The sequence below is a fragment of the Pedobacter sp. Leaf176 genome (genome assembly GCF_001424305.1).
Classification (GTDB): domain Bacteria; phylum Bacteroidota; class Bacteroidia; order Sphingobacteriales; family Sphingobacteriaceae; genus Pedobacter.
In genome coordinates, this window is the sequence record NZ_LMPD01000005.1 from 251,186 (window position 1) to 268,642 (window position 17,457).

At 38.6% G+C, this 17,457-nt stretch carries 12 protein-coding genes; 8 read left to right on the forward strand and 4 right to left on the reverse strand.

Going from position 1 to position 17,457, the window contains the following annotated elements; all coding sequences use genetic code 11:
- The first annotated feature begins 202 nt into the window (after window positions 1-202).
- The gene (locus ASF92_RS15540; protein ID WP_056095163.1) at window positions 203-1,888 is read left to right on the forward strand and encodes a hypothetical protein; all 1,686 of its coding nucleotides are present in this window, start codon (window positions 203-205) and stop codon (window positions 1,886-1,888) included.
- Window positions 1,889-2,013: 125 nt separating this feature from the next.
- Here the strand turns inward: ASF92_RS15540 and ASF92_RS15545 are convergent, their stop codons facing one another.
- Complete coding sequence (locus ASF92_RS15545; RefSeq protein ID WP_158542224.1) at window positions 2,014-3,951, reverse strand: DUF262 domain-containing protein; 1,938 nt, start codon at window positions 3,949-3,951, stop codon at window positions 2,014-2,016.
- A gap of 533 nt (window positions 3,952-4,484) precedes the next feature.
- On the opposite strand from ASF92_RS15545, the gene ASF92_RS21055 reads away from it, so the two are divergent.
- Complete coding sequence (locus tag ASF92_RS21055; RefSeq protein WP_157263924.1) at window positions 4,485-4,655, forward strand: hypothetical protein; 171 nt, start codon at window positions 4,485-4,487, stop codon at window positions 4,653-4,655.
- Window positions 4,656-5,012: 357 nt separating this feature from the next.
- On the opposite strand, the gene ASF92_RS15555 is transcribed toward ASF92_RS21055, so the two are convergent.
- Window positions 5,013-5,819 (reverse strand): phospholipase D-like domain-containing protein, encoded by an 807-nt coding sequence (locus ASF92_RS15555; protein WP_056095173.1) that lies wholly within the window; start codon window positions 5,817-5,819, stop codon window positions 5,013-5,015.
- Between the two features lie 532 nt (window positions 5,820-6,351).
- Between ASF92_RS15555 and ASF92_RS15560 the strand changes: the two genes are divergently transcribed.
- The 5 genes from ASF92_RS15560 to ASF92_RS15580 all read left to right on the forward strand — a co-directional run bounded on the left by ASF92_RS15560 (window position 6,352) and on the right by ASF92_RS15580 (window position 11,330).
- Complete coding sequence (locus ASF92_RS15560; protein ID WP_056095176.1) at window positions 6,352-7,443, forward strand: hypothetical protein; 1,092 nt, start codon at window positions 6,352-6,354, stop codon at window positions 7,441-7,443.
- A gap of 33 nt (window positions 7,444-7,476) precedes the next feature.
- The gene (locus tag ASF92_RS15565) at window positions 7,477-8,196 is read left to right on the forward strand and encodes an FRG domain-containing protein (RefSeq protein WP_056095179.1); all 720 of its coding nucleotides are present in this window, start codon (window positions 7,477-7,479) and stop codon (window positions 8,194-8,196) included.
- Between the two features lie 65 nt (window positions 8,197-8,261).
- Window positions 8,262-8,726, forward strand: coding sequence for a hypothetical protein (locus ASF92_RS15570; protein ID WP_056095182.1), 465 nt, complete (start codon window positions 8,262-8,264; stop codon window positions 8,724-8,726).
- Between the two features lie 5 nt (window positions 8,727-8,731).
- Complete coding sequence (locus ASF92_RS15575) at window positions 8,732-8,920, forward strand: hypothetical protein (protein ID WP_056095184.1); 189 nt, start codon at window positions 8,732-8,734, stop codon at window positions 8,918-8,920.
- Window positions 8,904-11,330 carry an AAA family ATPase gene (locus tag ASF92_RS15580; RefSeq protein ID WP_056095188.1) on the forward strand — a complete coding sequence of 809 codons (2,427 nt, stop codon included), beginning with the start codon at window positions 8,904-8,906 and terminating at the stop codon, window positions 11,328-11,330. Before ASF92_RS15575 ends, ASF92_RS15580 begins: the two co-directional genes overlap by 17 nt.
- Window positions 11,331-11,387: 57 nt before the next feature.
- On the opposite strand, the gene ASF92_RS15585 is transcribed toward ASF92_RS15580, so the two are convergent.
- Window positions 11,388-14,366 carry a type ISP restriction/modification enzyme gene (locus tag ASF92_RS15585; RefSeq protein WP_056095192.1) on the reverse strand — a complete coding sequence of 993 codons (2,979 nt, stop codon included), beginning with the start codon at window positions 14,364-14,366 and terminating at the stop codon, window positions 11,388-11,390.
- Window positions 14,367-14,805: 439 nt separating this feature from the next.
- On the reverse strand, window positions 14,806-15,216 hold the full coding sequence (locus tag ASF92_RS15590) for a response regulator transcription factor (RefSeq protein ID WP_056095195.1): 411 nt from the start codon (window positions 15,214-15,216) through the stop codon (window positions 14,806-14,808).
- 1,036 nt (window positions 15,217-16,252) lie between these two features.
- Here ASF92_RS15590 and ASF92_RS15595 point away from each other — a divergent pair.
- Window positions 16,253-17,455, forward strand: coding sequence for a di-heme oxidoredictase family protein (locus ASF92_RS15595; protein ID WP_056095197.1), 1,203 nt, complete (start codon window positions 16,253-16,255; stop codon window positions 17,453-17,455).
- Window positions 17,456-17,457 lie beyond the last annotated feature (2 nt).

The window sequence follows — 17,457 nt, forward strand, 5'->3', positions numbered from 1 at the left end:
ATTCATTGATGAGAGATTAAGGCCCCAAATTCTTGGATGTTTAATTCGCTGCGGAATCGCCTGGTTAGTGGCTGATTTCGAATCAATGATACCGAAGTTTCCATCCTCTTCACAAATTATAAGAAGCGTTATCAAATTTCGGAGATTTTTAATATCCACATCGAAAATGGAAATTTGAGACACCAGTAAAAAAACCAACTGTATGCAATTTCTCCATGTAACAGGTTACACCGAGGTGTATCTTGAGCCAATCCCAAAAGACACACTTACTTTTGTATCGGGCTATCCTACGGATACGTTGTTGATAAGGCTCTCGAAGATTAATGCCATGCTATTTCAGCAAATGGACAACCAGATGATCGATCCAGAGATACTCAGAGAAGCAGTCTTTTGCGACGTCCCTGGTTTTGAGCGAGTGACGGAATTCCGCCCCCTATTTACCGATGAAAAAAGATGGTTTGCCGAAGGTCCGATTGGTTTGCTGATTATGGACCTACTCAAGAATTTTAAGATGATCGAGACACTGACTCCTATCGAACCTTTGGAGTTTGCTCGAAACCTTTTCAAGACTATGTTAATCTATAATGATCTTTATTATGGCAGGCCGAAGGGAATTGTTTTTGAATCGCTTGAAGGTTTATTCACCATGGAAACAATGCAGCAGGGGTATCTGAGGGCAAAAGGGGTGATGAAAATTGATACCTTTACCAAGTTTCTCTTCATGAGCAAATTTCTTGATAGCGATGAACTGCTTAAAGAAGAAGCGGACATGTATTGCGAGAAGATGAAGATTGAAAACCCCGGGACTTTTGCTAAGTTTTTCCTTGCCGTACTTGGCTCGGCTATCCATCCTCAAAACTGGGGCAACCACATGTTAGACCTTTCTCATTTTTGGCCGGAAAAATTGATGAGGGAATTTGGGGCAGAACCTATGGAATTAGCTGGTAAGGAAAAGGTTTCACTTAATATGGATGTAGTCACCAAGCCATTTTTATTCCTAAGTCCGAAAAAAATTCTCGTCCTCGACTACAATTTTTTCCAGTATGCACTAGAAAATGGTTTCCTGTACTCTTTGTATCACCATAGCTCTGAGAAACTGAAGAGCAAGTTTAAAACCTACGCAAATTTTAAAGCCTATATCGCGCTGGAATTCTTTGAAAAATACCTTGTCGGTAGTCTGCTCGGTGAAATATTTCATAAAAGGAGTCAACAGCTTATCTCCACTGAGAAGTATCAAGATTTTATCGTCCGTGCTTCGAGCTGTGATGTTTTCGTGTTTGAGGTGAAGATGAACGATCTACATCCCAACACCTTCGAAAATTTGGACTATAAGGAATTTACCAAAGAATTTTTGGACAAGCGTTTCCTTTCAGATAAGATAAATGGCAATAAGGATAAAGGGGTAGGTCAGATTATTAGACAGCTTGGACATCTTTCAGAACCGAATAGCGACCTTCGGAACAAGCTTGGCATCACGCGTTCGGAAAAAATGAACATATATCCTGTAATCATCTGCTCAGAGCACCATATGAATATCGCGGGGGTGAATCACTATCTTAATGAAGGTTTTCAACAAAAGAGCAAGAATCTGAAGGGTAATTTCCAGACCATCAAGCCGCTAACAGTCGTCCATATTGATTTTCTGATCAAGTACTTTGGGCCGCTCAGGCGTAAACCTGCGCTTTTTGCCGAATGGTTGAGCGGTTATCATCGCAGCAGAAAGGGGCTTGAAAAACTCTATGATGAGAAAGGAGGCCCAATAACCTATCTTCTATCCAAAAGGTCACTGTTTGGCTACATGGAAATGAAAAAGAATTTCCCAAGCCCATATAAGGCGACTGTAGACGAGATAGAAAAGTGCTTTGATTTGGAGACACAGGGTGTTTAAAATGCACTGGGCATTCGAGGTCAAACGGTATAAAAACGTTAGCTGCCAATGGTTATGCTCAAATCTATACTTTGCAAATAACGCTTATAGCCGCCATTAACTTAATGAAGCGGTTTGGCATAGGCTTAATCTTGGTTGATGGCATCTTCTCTTCTAACTGGCGGCTCATACTTTTTGCCATCCCTGATTGCGCTGCAGATTGAAGGGTTCGAGAATAGGATGTTTTCGATATCGGAGCTTTGAAGGATAAGGCCCTTGATCTTTGTGGTCATAAATGTTAACATATCCTTTCCCCTTTTACTAATAGTTTCCCTATCCCAGCCTTCACTTATGGCTACATCGATTTCATTATATGATCCGGTTTTGAAACGTTCCCTTTTATCTGACCAGCTCCTGTTACCAAGAGATGAGTTTTTCCCGTTTTTAAGAATAGTAAGATTACCTAGGGTATGCAGCAATACCTTTGTTCCATGATAGGCATGCTCTTCGGTCAGGTTTTCAAAAACCGAACTTACCTGCTGTTGCCAGTTGGCTTCATATTCCTGGGGAATAATATGTTCAATGGTTGTTGAATCAAAATCCGAAAGATCTACCTTGTCATTAGTCTCTTTATAATGATATTTAAGGTGTTCCTCATATTCGAACAGAAAATATTTAAGTGCACCCCAGCGGTGGAAACCCTTCGGTCCGCGCTCGTAGCCATATAACCCATTAAAGTAGTTCACCATATTCGCCGTTAAAACTGGAATGTCCAATTGCTCATTCAAACGGGCCATGACAAGCACTGCTGATAGGTTGCCATTATAGATATCCCTTGCCCAGGTAGCAAAGGAACGCTCATCAATTACCCCAAGCCCCTGAATCCGATTACGGAACATGATGCGCTCGAGCTTGTCCAATGCCTGATCCAGTTTCCCTGGTTCCCATTCAAATGATTTTAGTTGAGTGAGAAAAATCTTCATTTCCTTTCCACCATTTAAAAGTAGTACCTTATTTATCATCGGATGACTAGAGTTATGGATTTCGTACCATTTTGGGGCAAATGCAGAAAGCTTCAAGATATAGTCTTGAATTTTTTCATAACTGACTGGACTTTCCTTGGTATTTTCCTCTCCCGAGTCATATTGTTCGGCACGGTTGGAGAATATTTCAAAGACTTTTTCCTCGGCAAGTTTTTCAGAAAAAACAGCATCCTTAGGTGTCCGGACCAATGATAGATGTGCAGATAGAAAGATGTCCTCATCGAGAATCTGTTCTGGATTTTTAGCCAGCCAGTTGTATATGATGCCCCAGGATCTGTTCACGTCATTCCTTAGCGACTTGCGGTCTTCATCCGCCAATCCCAGTTTTTCGGTCAGGTGCATTAGGCGGTTCTTTAGTTTTTCGAGCGTGGATAAAGGCTTCCCCCTGTTGTTCATCGTTTCGAAAACGGCCTGAACGTCAAGATCCTGCTCAATTTCACGAAAATCAAATTTTAAGGCTGTAGTTACCTTCAAAAAGATAATTTCCCGATCTTGACTGGTAAGCGGTTTGATTCTTTGCTCAAAAAAATCCTTGGCCTGGGATAGATTTTTGCTGTACAAGTTAAATTGACTTTCATCAAACACAGTACCGGAATGCTCGAATATTTTATTCAGAAGATAGGCATAGTTCTTGTCTGATTGGAAATAACAGAAACGGTAAATCCTACTGGCACCACTTCTGTTTGATCTGAATATGTATGCTTTTTCTAGGTCTTCCCTTGTTTCATTACAATATCCTTCCCCTGCATATTTTAAAAGTACTTGAAGCAAAATGCTAATGGTGGTCAACCGTTGCTGTCCATCTACTACGTTATAGAAAGTGAAGCCCGTAAGCCATCTTTCGATTTCCTCTGGTTGAGCAGCCTCTACGTAAATGGTTCCAGTATAATGCGGTCGCAAGCATCCATTAATTTCAGAAATCTCCAGTATATCCTCCCAAAGCTCCCGAAGCTGTTTATGTCCCCAGGCATAACCGCGCTGGTAGTCGGGAATCCTATAAATTTTTTGACCGAATAGATCTGAGAGGTTAATAGCTTTCATCGTGCTTTTAAATTGAAATTTAGAGGCCACAAGGTAACCTTTTCTAGTCTTGCAGTCAATGGCAAACAAGCGTTTTTTGCACAAAAAATGAGACTGATAGCCATTGAATATTTTAGTTTCCATGGCCGTAAATCATTTGGTGTTTTTTTCTCTCGGTGCTTTGGAAGGGTGTAAAACGGCAAAGCTTCGGCTAAAGTACAGATGATATCACACCTATTTTTGCATAGAGGAAAAGTCGAAAATCACTTGTCGTTTATCGATTGGAATGGGTGTTTTACCTTTAACAATTGGCACTGCAATAGTCGCTGGCCCAATTTGTTTTTTATGAATATCAGAATAGAAATTTTAATCAGAAAAGGCATGATGTGCAAAACTTGCGAAGCAGAAACTCAACCGCTTCAAAAGTTTGGTGTATGCAGATATGGCGATTTCAAAGCCCAGATTTGCCTGTCCTTTGGAATATCAAAGATTATTTGTATAATAGGGCGGTCCAACGCCCCTAAAAGGGGGCGCAATAAAAAATTGCGATAGCTATGGACTATAACCAAATCATCAAATTAGTTGCCGTCATCGGCGGGTCTGCAAATGTCGGTATTGCGCTCACACTTATCTATAAGTTTATATTAAGGAAGAGGCCTTTGGAGGAAACAGAAGAATTTGACAGCAAGGGAAGGGTATTGAAACGCCATAAAAAATTCAGGTAACAGGATGCAATCTAATGGACGAAAATTTATTCGTGTCACTTTGCTATGCTAGATTTGGCCTTCGGGGTATTGGTTACCTTCCAAAGCTTGTAATTTATATTGTACATAATCTTGAAGGCCGCGCTTGCTTTTCAATCAATTCCTCCCAGTCGATGCTATGGGCATCCCACTTCAGGCAGAACTGTCCAAGATCTAATGATGGAGGCAGCTGATAATTACTTCCGTTCCATCTTTTCGGTCTTATACTAAAATTTATAAAAAAGCGGGGATGTCTAAAGCAGATAAATATTTGGCGCAATCGTATTTGGATGGCATCAAATATAAATATTACTGAGAATGCAATACCCTTAAATAGTGTCAAGCAAGTTTAAGTTTGATAAAAGTCTCAGCAAAACCTGCTGCAAATTCGTGACTATGGTTCACAGTGACCGTTTCTTTGTTATACTGGGCCTTTACAGTCCAATTGTAAGAGCCATGAACAACAGTCTTCAAATCAATGATACAGAATTTATGATGCATCAGGTTTTTGTATGTGCCTTGAGGTAATTTGTAATAAGCTTCAAAGTGCTGTAGAACTTTTGACTTTAGCTTTGCATTAATATCATCGTCCATTGCTACAATCTGGATATTGACACCAGCAATTTTCTTTGCGTGTAATTCCCTTAATAAATCCAAATCTGTTAGCCACGCGACGGCTACCCAGATCAAAAACTTGGCTTTCCTGATCTCATCTATAATAATTCCTCTGTTTTCCTCAAAATATGCTTCAATTTTTATAGGATCTTGTATAAGCGCACCGCTTATCTTATAGCCACCATTTCCAGCATCTACAAACTCATATCCATCTTCTTTGATAACAACATTTATTGTCTTTACTGCCGCATTAAGGTCTAGACCAGATTCAAGAAAATGGACTTTAGACACAACTGTTTCGAGCAAGGCTTGCATTTCCTTAGTGCCATTAATCTCTTTAAGCTTTTCTACAACATACGCATTTCTGGAAAGAGCATTTGGCATCCCCCCGTTCCCCCATTCATAAACATCCTTAAAGCCAACACTATGGAAAAGCGTGAGTATTTCCGGCCCTGACAATTTAGGGAACGATTCTTTATCGCCAGAAATATAGGTCTTAAGTCTGTCTAGTGTCAGGGGTGATAATTTCATTGTGGAGTTGTCCAATTGATTACGGCTAATCTAGAAATTATTATCATTATTATTCCATCCAGCTTATGGGTATTTATGCTAACTTATTAATTTTAACCAATTACAATATTTGTGGTTAGATTATATCCCGATTTAAAAAAAATCTAGCCATTTTTCCACTTTTATATAGAAAAACAAATAGCTCCAATAAATCGACAGAACAATACGGAATTAGACTACGTGCATCTGGCGGAATAAATAAAAGACTAATCTAATTAAAGATTTCGCTTGGGGTGACCAAGGTCATTATAGGATTTTTGAGTCAATTTGTATCGTTCAAAATTGACCACCTAAATATATCAATTGCTAAGGCATTTAAGAAGTGAAGGTCATTACTTGGGCTGGTCAACTCACTATGGAATCGCTTTATCAATCTTGCCGAAATCTCTGGTAACGGTGATAACGCTCATACGATTATCTCATTCATTGTCTAAGTGTTATTGTGACTATAAATAACCAAAAAAGGGTATATTCATTGTTTTTAAGTATTAGTATGACGGCGGGACAATTAAAAGGAACATTACTAGAATACATCGTAAGAAATTTGATGATAAACTGCGGTTTTGCATCCGTTATACCAGATGGACATTACATCTACCGGCAAGATGGATCAGGGCTGTTTTTCATAAATGGCAAGGGTGCGGCGCATGACGCTGACGTTTTAATGGAACCTCCCATACAGATGCCATTTTCTTACCCATCTAGGCTCTTGTTTGAATGCAAGAGTTACGATAGGAGGATTGGGCTTGATGTAGTTAGAAACGGCCTTGGTCTTCGGTACGACATAAACGAATTTGAAATCGTAACCGATGAGACGATTCAGCGAAGAAAAAACAACAGGCGTGACACCTATGCCATTTCAAGCAGAAAAAGATACCATTACCAGGTCGGCATTGCTTCAGTGGAGGAGTTTAGCCGGCCAGCTTTTGAATTTGCCGCAAACAATAAAATTCCGCTTTTATCGATGCGTTGGTTTTTAAAAAACTCCACTTGTGACCTATTCCATAGGATAAACGACACCTACCTTCACGACATGTCCGTAGAAACCAGGGGGCTTTTATATAAATTTCTGAAAGATAAAACCCCCGATTCAAAAACTTCCAGTTTATACGATGATTTGTTTGAATATCTTCTTACTGATAATATATCGGGTCAGATTTTAAGGGATTTTGAGGAGGTAATCAATAATTGCGTTGTTGGGCTATTGGAGACCGGGGACCTGCTTTTTTTGTTTGCTAATGAAAGAGGTGTTGGCAATCTCTTTCGGGAGCAAGGCCAGGGGGGTAATATGGAAGCGAGGTTACATTATTATGCTGATGACGTGACCAAATGGACATTGGCAATTAACAATTACCGCAGTCAGGTATCGCGTCCAATCGAACTTGAATTCAATGTCCCGATAGGCTTGCTATACCAATGGCGTGATTTTAACTATGATAAATATGCTGGATATACAATGAAAGGTGCGTTTTTTTCCAGGATCTTTATTTTCTCGCAACGAGCCAGCAGCTATGGCTTGCCTTTTACAGTTGTTAATTTAGATAGCGAATGGCTTGAAGAATTAAGGTCCAGAGGAGAACAATAACTATTCACACTAAAACACTTTATACAAATCTCAATGACAAGCAAAATCGAAAGCCTTGAAGAATATATAAGCTTAATTTCAGGCACCTATTCTTGTGGGCACCACGTTTTTAGAGGGGTAAGCAATGCGCAGCATAAACTTATTCCATCTGTCGGCCGTAATCCGCATTATTCAGACAGAGACGAAATAGAACTTTTTGAGCAGTTTAAGCGTAGGGCACATTCAACGGTTGTAAGTCAGCTCAAAAATGACTGGGACTGGCTGGCGGTTGCACAACACCATGGCTTGCCTACCCGCCTTTTGGATTGGACTTCCAGTCCTCTGGTCGCCTTATATTTTGCAACAAAGCCAAGGATAGTCAATTACGCTATTGAACCCTGTTCTCCGAATGGTGGCTGTGTAAGCGTACTGCATTTTTGCAATTACATTGATACCAAAGGGCATGAAAACCCTTTTCAATATCCAACAGTTGGTGTCTTCCAACCACCACACATTGCCACAAGAATTACAGGACAGGCGGGTTTATTTACTATTCAGCCAAGCCCGAATGAAGAGCTGACTTTTGTGAAAGACAAAACCCTGCCAGATGAAATAGAACGGATAGAATTTGACCAATCTGCGGCAGCGCATATCCAAGGACAACTATTTAAAATGGGCATCAGGGAAGATATGCTGTTCCCTGACCTCGACGGTTACGCCAACGGTATAAGGATTAACGAGATACTTGGTGCACACCATTACAAACAGTGTTAGATTTAAAATTTTAGTACCTTTAGAAACGCTGATGACCTTTTATATTATTAGACCTTTACCCTAAAATGAGCGAGACAACCCCAACCGTCAATATTTATTTTGATAGCCCTAAAACTTTTGACGCGGGTAATATCCTTTCATTGAACGGCATTACAGGCCTGTACTTTATTTTTAGTTCTTCTATTCAGATTCAATATCCCTTTGATCCTTCCAGGCTGCTTTACATTGGCATGAGCGAAAAGAAAACCAACAGTATAGGAAGCAGGCTGAATGGTCACTTTGGCGGTAAATCAAAAAACGTCGGTTTGGTGAGTTACAGAAAAGTTGAACCGCTTTGGTTTACCTACATCAATTTCGAAATGCTTAAAAGTATCTGGGCTTTTCGCGTTGAGGATTTGGAAAGCTATTTCATTTTAAATTTTGTGGAGCATTTTGGCATATATCCGATTTGCAATAATAAGACAGGTCTGGATGTGATGAGTAACAATATCGCAACCCATTTCAAGATCGACTGGAACTATTTTAAATAACAGCTATGAGTAACGACGTAAAATCCGGCAAAGAAATTTTGGACGACTTTTTCAAAGAGATCGAGAACATTCCAAACGTGGACAAAGTGCTTGCACGGTCCCTGGCAACCCTATATGACCAGGGCAAGCTTACCGACACAAACGTGAAAAATGAATTACACACTTTAAGAGAGCAAGATGCCAATCAAAATTAAGCAACTTCATATTTCCGGGTTAAGGGGTGTCCAGGAACAGTTCGCCTTAAATCTTGGTGAAAAATCCATCCTTTTATACGGGGATAATGGCACTGGTAAAAGCAGTATATCGGATGCACTGGAATGGTATTACACTGATGCGGTATCGCACCTGGGTAGCCAGGAAATAGATTTGAAAGATGCGCTTAGAAACGCTTACCTGTCTGGGGAAAAAGAATCGTCGATCAAGATCAACTATAGTAAACCGGTCATTAATGCCGAAAGAAAGCTCTATTATAAAAAAGGAAAATTAGTTACTGAATTTTCAAATGATACAACCGATTTTGCAGAATACCTTGAACGGTCACGAAAGGAAAACTTGTTACTGCGCTACCAGTTCCTGCGCGATTTTGTTGACCAAACAAAGAGCGACAAGCTAAAAAACCTGTCGGATATTATCGGTTTTTCCGAAGTGACAAAAGCAAAAGAAGTACTAAAGAAGTCTTTCAACTTTATCAAAGCTGAAATCAAAAACCAAAACTTTGAGAACCAAATCAATACTCAAAAAACTACCTTAATTGAGAAAATAGGGGCGGCTTTTAGCCAAGAGGCTAATCTTTTTGAGAAAATCAATGAAACCATTGCTCCATTATGTTTGGGCTTCACCGTTGGGTCAATGGCCGATATAGATAATGTCTTGGCTAAATTGAAAACACCTGCATCCTCCAAATTCGTAAACGAGCTGAGGTTTCTGGAAACTTGTCAGGCCTCACTAACAGACCTCGAAAAGGAAGTTGATTTCATCGATACGGAATACACTAAATACCATGTAGAATTTAATAAAATTGCCGATGATGTAGGATCTATCATGCAGACCTATCTTGCCGAACTCTTAAAGGTTGGGAATGATGTCATCGTCAAAAAATTCCATAAGGACGAAAGCTGTCCGCTTTGCTTACAACCAAAAAATCTGACCGACTTACAGGCAGAAATAAATGTGCGTCTTCAGGAAATAGGAGAAGCCGCTAAAAAGAAAGCGGTTTTCGACAGTTCAAAAACAAGCATGGTGGCCATTGCTGCGGAACGTATAAAAAGGCTCGATGCTTTGGCAACCGACCTGTTGTATAAAGATCTGGCCAATTCAAAAATCAGTAAGGCTGTTGCTGGATTGAAAGTCAAGATTGGACTGTATCAGAAAGCTGCATTGGAAAAGGTTACCTCTGGTAATAGGTTAAGTGATGCATCTTCCCTGAAACTTCACGCTGCGGATTTTCTTGAAAACGTCGACATAGCTGCCCGGATCTCAAAGATAAAAACAGCCATTGCAAGTGATAACACGACGGTGCTATATGCTAATATATCAGCTGCCAAAGATGCTTTTATGAAAATCAAAAATTTCGAAGAAGACCGGGAGAAACTTGAAAAACAAAAAAACTCGCTTGAGATCATCTTTAACGAGTTTGTAAAAAAACAAAAAGAAGGTCTACAGAATTTTATTGATACCTTTTCGGGTACCATCAATGATTATTACCAGTACATGAACCCTGGTGAACTTTTTGAGAAAATCCGTATCGTCACCATTGGCGAGGATGACGAGCTTAACGGCATAACCATTGAATATAAATACAAGGGTGAATGGGTATCACCACCTCAAAAATATTTTAGTGAATCTCACCTGAACTGTTTTGGCATTTCATTCTTTTTGGCTTCGGTAGTCGCGTTTAACAAGGAAAACAAGTTTTTGATACTGGATGATATAATTTCCAGCTTTGATACCAATCACCGGAAAAAATTTGCTGACCTTTTATTCGATAAATTTTCGGAATATCAGATTGTCCTGCTTACCCATGAAGAACAATGGTTCCAATATGTCCGTCAGATTGCTAAGAAAAAAGGCTGGCTGATTAACGAAATCAAATGGACAGAGATCAAAGGAACACATTTGAGTGAATCGCCAGATGATCTGAAAGAGATAATTGAATATAACTTAGCTAATGGCAATGTCACATTATTAGGCAATCCTATAAGGAAATATTTAGAGCATATTCTGAAGAAGATCTGTTTGAACTTGGAAGTAAAGCTGAGTTTCAAGTATAACGAGGTGAATGAAAAACGGATGCCGGATGAAATGATCAACGAGCTTAAATCAAAGATTAATAAAGCTAGTGCGGAATTAAAAGTTAACCTTCCGATTATAGATAAGTTGTCCAGTTCTTCTGTGTTCGGTAATCTGCTTTCTCACGATAATCCTTTCGATCCGAAACTCGGGGACCTAAAGGCTTTTTGGGCCGACATCATCGCCTTTGAAAAGCTTTTTCATTGCCAAAACAAAGAATGTAAAAAACCGGATGTGTCGCTACGAAATTACGACACAGTTGCCAAAAACATTCGCTGCGGTTGTGATACCACCAAATATGATTGGAAGAATTAATTCAATTAAATCATTATTTAAATCAATAATATAAAATTAGATAAGACAATCCTACGGTTAAATGCTCATTTTAAATATAATATCCATTGTATCGACACTTGTTGAACAAACTTTTTTTAGTAAAGTTATTACCTCAGTTTTATAAGAGGAAAACTCATACAAATTAAATTTAGCTGTAAGGCTTTCATCTTTAGGACTCTTTGTTTTGTATTGATCTAAGACCCATTCCAGCGCACTACGATTACCAATTTTGTATTCCCAAGCACTATTGGGTATACCACGGAGCTCGGTGTTCTCATCGATTGTTATTATTCCCGATATCTTATCTGCCTTAAGTTTTGTTCTGGGATTAGTTTTATTACCAGTTTGAACCTCCGCTAGCGGATATAATTTGGCATTTTCATAATTTAATTGGATGGATATTAATGTTTTACCCCATGATTGCCACTTATAAAAATCCTCATATAATGGAATCTTAGGAAAGTCACGTTGAAGGTTTAGTTCATATTTAGAGAGATAAATAGGAAAGTGAAGTATCCCATAGATGTATTCAAAGATTTCTTCTTTTGAAATAGATTTCAACTTATAATGAGTAATAAATTTAGTTAATGCCCAATCTGAAATATTATCAATGCGGCCTTTTTCATCATAACGATAAAGCGGAAAACATTTTGTATCTCCAGTGTAGTGAAGATCGGGATAAGTATCAACTATAAGAAATCGAAAGTCAGATCCGTTCCCGTTAATACAAATTGCGATATTATTGTTACTACTAAAGAAATTTTGATTATGGCTTATCACATCATTCAAAACCGAATTTAAAGCCAATATTTTTTTGGTGTAAGGTCTATAGTTACATTTAACAAAAGAAACGGATTTCTCGACAGCAAATATTTTTCGCGTTAATTTATTTTTTAAATCACGACTCCACTTGATTTCTTTTGCATATTTTTCAAAATTGCCTGCGTTAACACAATTGTTATAGATCTTAATAAAATACTTGATTTTAGATTTTAGATTTTTCTCATTGAAATCATAAACCCACTCATCTCTATTAGTAGAAATTCCATTGGAAGCCAAATTAAAAATCGACTTACTACCACCTTTAATGTACATCGGAAGCAATTTATCAAAGTCATTATCTGTGTTGTTCAGCCAGTTGCTATTTTTATCTGGATGAATATGAGTGAATGAGGCCGAGGAAATGGAATTTTCTGTAAACCATTGAAGTTTTTGCTCTTTTTTCCAGTTATCATCGAGTGCGGTATAAAAAATACTGCATTGTGCACCCTTAACTCGGTTTTGTTTTTTGATCAAAAACATAACTGCAACACCAGTCTGAATTCCAAAAACGTTGTGAGTTGTACCAGCGATTTTAGGATTGGCTCTGACATCACTTATGGTATCTATAATATAAGCCTGGTCAAATTCTGTTTGAATAACTTTACGAAAACCATCAAAGGTTTTACTATCAATAAAACTCCGATTTGTAACAAATGCAATAATTCCCTTATCTTGAATTCTATCGAAAGCCCATCTATAAAAGCGGGAATACATATCATAAACTTTTGTTTTTTGAGCTTTACTATATTTTATGAAAGTATCTTTTATCCTTTTATCGATTTCTGGGTATTCCCTATTCTTATTGTTCTCATTCTCATTAACTTGATTTGCATTATATGGAGGATTACCAATTATCACCGAAATCTTTCTAGTATTTTGTTTGATGATACGAAGGCTATTTTCTTGGGAAAATGGAGCAAATAGATTTGTTTGCTTCCCCATAAAAGTAAATCCCAAATTATCAAGAGTATCTACAAAGCATAGATTAGTAAATTCTTCATATTTACCCATTTTTTGGTTATAGGTAAACTCAATATTTAAATTACTAATGTAATAAGGCAATATTGCGACTTCATTTGCGTGTAGCTCATTTTTATATTTAAACTCTAATTTATCTTTAGGAATATAATCTATTATATCGGTAATAAATGTTCCTGTTCCAGTAGCGGGGTCCAGAATTTCAACACCTTGGTCGGATAAAAATTTATTAAAATGCTGATGTAATAAAAAATCTGAACCCTTAATCATAAAATTAACGATTTCGTTTGGAGTATATACTACCCCTAAGCGATCAGCAGCTTTTGGATTATAGCTTTTATAAAAGGTTTCGTAAATTACCTTTAAAAATTTTTGCTTCTCATGATGATCAGCGATTCCAGCCGCGGCAGCATTAATCGCTTGATAATAATGTTGAACGCTTGATAGTGCCGTTTTTCTGACGGTACCGATAAAAAAGGTATGAATTACCTTTTCTAATTCACGGGCAATATTATTTTCTCGATGAAATTGATTCTCATCAAATATTGTATTAAAGACATCCTCAGTTAAAATATGCTGGATAATCATCTCTCGCACATCGTCGGACGTCACATTGGGATTTATACTATCGTGACATATTTTTAAGAATTTTTTGCTGTATTTTTTAAACTCTTTATTAGATTTTTCTGCTTTCTCAATAATTTCTCTAATTGTCGCGGTAACTTTAGGAATATCCAATTTAAAAAGTTCAATTGCTTGACGAAAATGCTTAACCTCTGGCCTTTCATAATTTATAAAATCAGTTAAAAGGTTGTGAAGAGCATTTGCATCTTTCATTGATACGCGACTTGTTTCTAGCCCGTTATGAAAAAGAATTGCCGTCTTGCTATCTTCGAAAAGTATATTTTGAGTAGGGTATCCTTTACTGAACTTTTTCTGTACTTCTTCGTTTATATCGTCACTTTCATCTTTACTTTCCCAATACCCCCAGTCTTGTCGCAACGAGTCTTTTAAAGTACCATCTGGCGTAACCTTTTTATTGCTATTATTCGCCTGAATACTCACTTCCGTTACTACCTTTAGACCCTTTCCTTGTGCGTATTCATTTAATAGATTATGGAAAGCACTCCTTATAGCAGTCTCTTTTTTTGTCCCACCAAAGTGAATGATATCTTCTACTTCTTTTTGATAATTGTGAATAGCGAACAGGCTCATTGAGATTATAAATATGAGTGAAAGATACTTGTTGTCGCTAGCATTTGCAATTTATGTATGTATATTAATTCATTTGCCAGCCCCTAAGTTTCACTTTGTATTAAATTAAACTTAAATTGTAATGCGCTATTTTGTTATAGCTTCAAAGCTGATGATAGAATATTTCAATATCCCTATAACATCATCAACATAAACCGTTTTTAATAGACCCTTTCGTGAAAATAGGAATTTCTCTCGAACCCCTTGTAATTAAAACGCTTAAAACTAAGTAAAATTCGTGCAACGGTATCAAATATTAGTTGTGCACATTGGGAACCGAAAAACAACTTGTGCAATTTCTGTGCAAATGTCACCGCAAATTAACCGAATTAGAGTGCATAACTTATTTAGAAAGCCTTCATCCTTAAAACCCTCTGCTTACAGGAAATCGGGCCAGGTATTACAAATTCAGTTTCCCGAAGGTCGTCGCTCCAGTTTGGTGAACCTCCAAGAGGGCGTGTTTGATATTCTTGTAGTCGATAATTTTATGTAAAAAGCATACAGCGCCAGCTTTCTTTGCCTCCTCTATGTAAAAGTTTTCTATCTCTGAAGTTAGGACAATCACTTTCGCGTGGGGCCATTTCTTCAAAATTTCTTTTGTCAACTCAAGACCATTCAATTTGGGCATGCGCAGGTCCGTTAAAAACAAATCAGGCAAAGTCGAGCAATTTTCTGAGAAAGTAAGAAGCTCTCTGCCATCACTAAAAGCGCCAATGACATCAAAGCCACTTTCGACCAACATTTCTACCATTGGTTCCCGAAACCAGCGCTCATCTTCCGCATAGGCGAGAGTTATTTTATTTGCACTCATAACATTATTTTCCTACCACTATATTTCCTCGGAAAGCTTTTCTCAATATACAAAAATAAAATTATAGGGTTGAAAAGAAAGCTTTTATTGGCTCAAGAATATATTTTGGCTAGCGCAAAGCTTCTCTCAGAATATTTTCGTCAAAAGTATTGGTGTTCTCTGCAGTTAAGGAAATACAATTATCGCCTGCGGTCTCTGCGTCTAACCTTTTTACTAAAATCAGGATAAATTATTACCACTTCTGATAAAAATAGCTATTCCAATACCCCCACCTGCCAAGAAAATATTGATGTTACACGCCAATCTTCAACCAGAAGTCTTTAGTTAAGGAAACTTTTAAGAAGCCTGCTTCTAAAGTTTGTAAGTCTCACCTTTTTGATAAGGTTTCGAAGTCGACCAATTAAAAAGTGAGATAACATTGGTGATGAGGATTTTGATTCCATATAATGGAATGCTATCTTAGCCTTGAGAGCGTTAATTTAGATATCGGGGATATGGACACCGTTCAGTCCCCGTGTCTATTTCTAAACTCATTGCACATCTTGCCTTAGTGAACGCTAGTTTCATTTAGTTCAATTACTATTTTTCTGAAAAATGCTAATCCCACGGTATGGCGGCTATCGTGAATTGTTCACAAGAAAATGACTGGAACTTTTTTCCGTTTTGCACCAGTTACCTTTCTCCCAGATTAAATAAAAAGCCCTCGTTTTCGCTTTCAATTACAAATACTATTTTATCTTTTAGAAATGCCTTTCTCGTATAGCGCTTTCACCCAACACGGTCAGATGGAAATCGGTTTCTAATTTCCAAAACGAAACGATTCGAAGCATTCTGCACCAGGCGTAAAAGTACTGCGAAAATATAATGTTCTTTAATCCGGTTCGGTTGAAATGATCATCGCTTAAACACTTAAGCGTGGGACAGTTACAGAACGAAACAAAAAAAAACGGCAGCCCTAAAATATATTTTAGATAAACCTAAATTTATTTTTAGTCTTTTCTGTTTTTATTATTAGATTTACAAAAAATCAGATAACATGCAGAAAAGATTACCCATTGTCCTGCTTTCACTTATGAGCCTAGTTGCTATAATGGTGTCCTGTGAGAAGATAATCCCTTCTTCTCCAAAAGAGGATGAAATTCTTGATGGCCCGGTGGAAGGACTCAGCTATGACCAGCTCAGACGTTTCGCTTTGGGAGATGCGGCCTTTAACAATGAGATATTTACTCCTGCGAATGGCCTTGGTCCTGGCTTTGTTGCAACCAGCTGCGGAAGCTGCCATGCTGGAGACGGCAAAGGCCATCCCTTTACTACGCTGGTCCGTTTCGGGCAGACCGATGAGACAGGCAATAAATTTTTGGACCAGGGAGGCCCACAACTGCAGAACAGGGCTATTCCCGGGTACAAACCTGAGCAAATCCCAGCAGACGCCAGCTTTTCAAAATTTACACCGCCTGCCAATACCGGCCTTGGCTTTCTCGAACTGGTAGCTGATGCAGATATACTAGCTATGGCTGACCCCCAGGATCTGGATAATGACGGCATTTCTGGTGTCCCAAATTACGCAGTGCTTCCGTCATATGTTCAGGCCTTTAACAACGCTATTGCACTGAAGGGAAAATATATCCATCGTTTTGGAAAAAAGGCGGCAGCATATAACCTGCTCCACCAGACTGTTAATGCCTACAACCAGGATATCGGGATAACTTCAAGCTTTGATCCTGTGGATGCCTATACGCGGATGGTGATTGATCCTGAAATTTCCACACTTACAGTGAATAACGTGGTGTTTTATCTACAGACGCTAAAAGCGCCCATACAGCGCGATGCCGGAAATGCCGAAGTTGAAACCGGCAGGAAACTGTTCGAAAAGATCAACTGTTCAGGCTGTCACAAGCCTACCCTAAAAACAGTTTTTTCCCCAGTGGTTGCTCTATCCAACAAAGAATTCCATCCCTATACCGACCTGCTGCTTCACGATATGGGACCTGGGCTGGACGATGGTTATACGGAAGGATCGGCTAAGACCTTCGAATGGAGGACCCCGCCCCTATGGGGACTGGGACTTTCGATGAATTCACAGGGTGGATCTTATCATCTGCTGCATGACGGAAGGGCAAAAAGCATCGAAGAGGCGGTAACCCTTCATGGAGGAGAGGCATCTGCAAGCCGCAACAGGTTCAACCAGCTGTCTGGGGCAGAAAGAAATGCCATGCTGAGATTTTTAGAATCACTATAGAA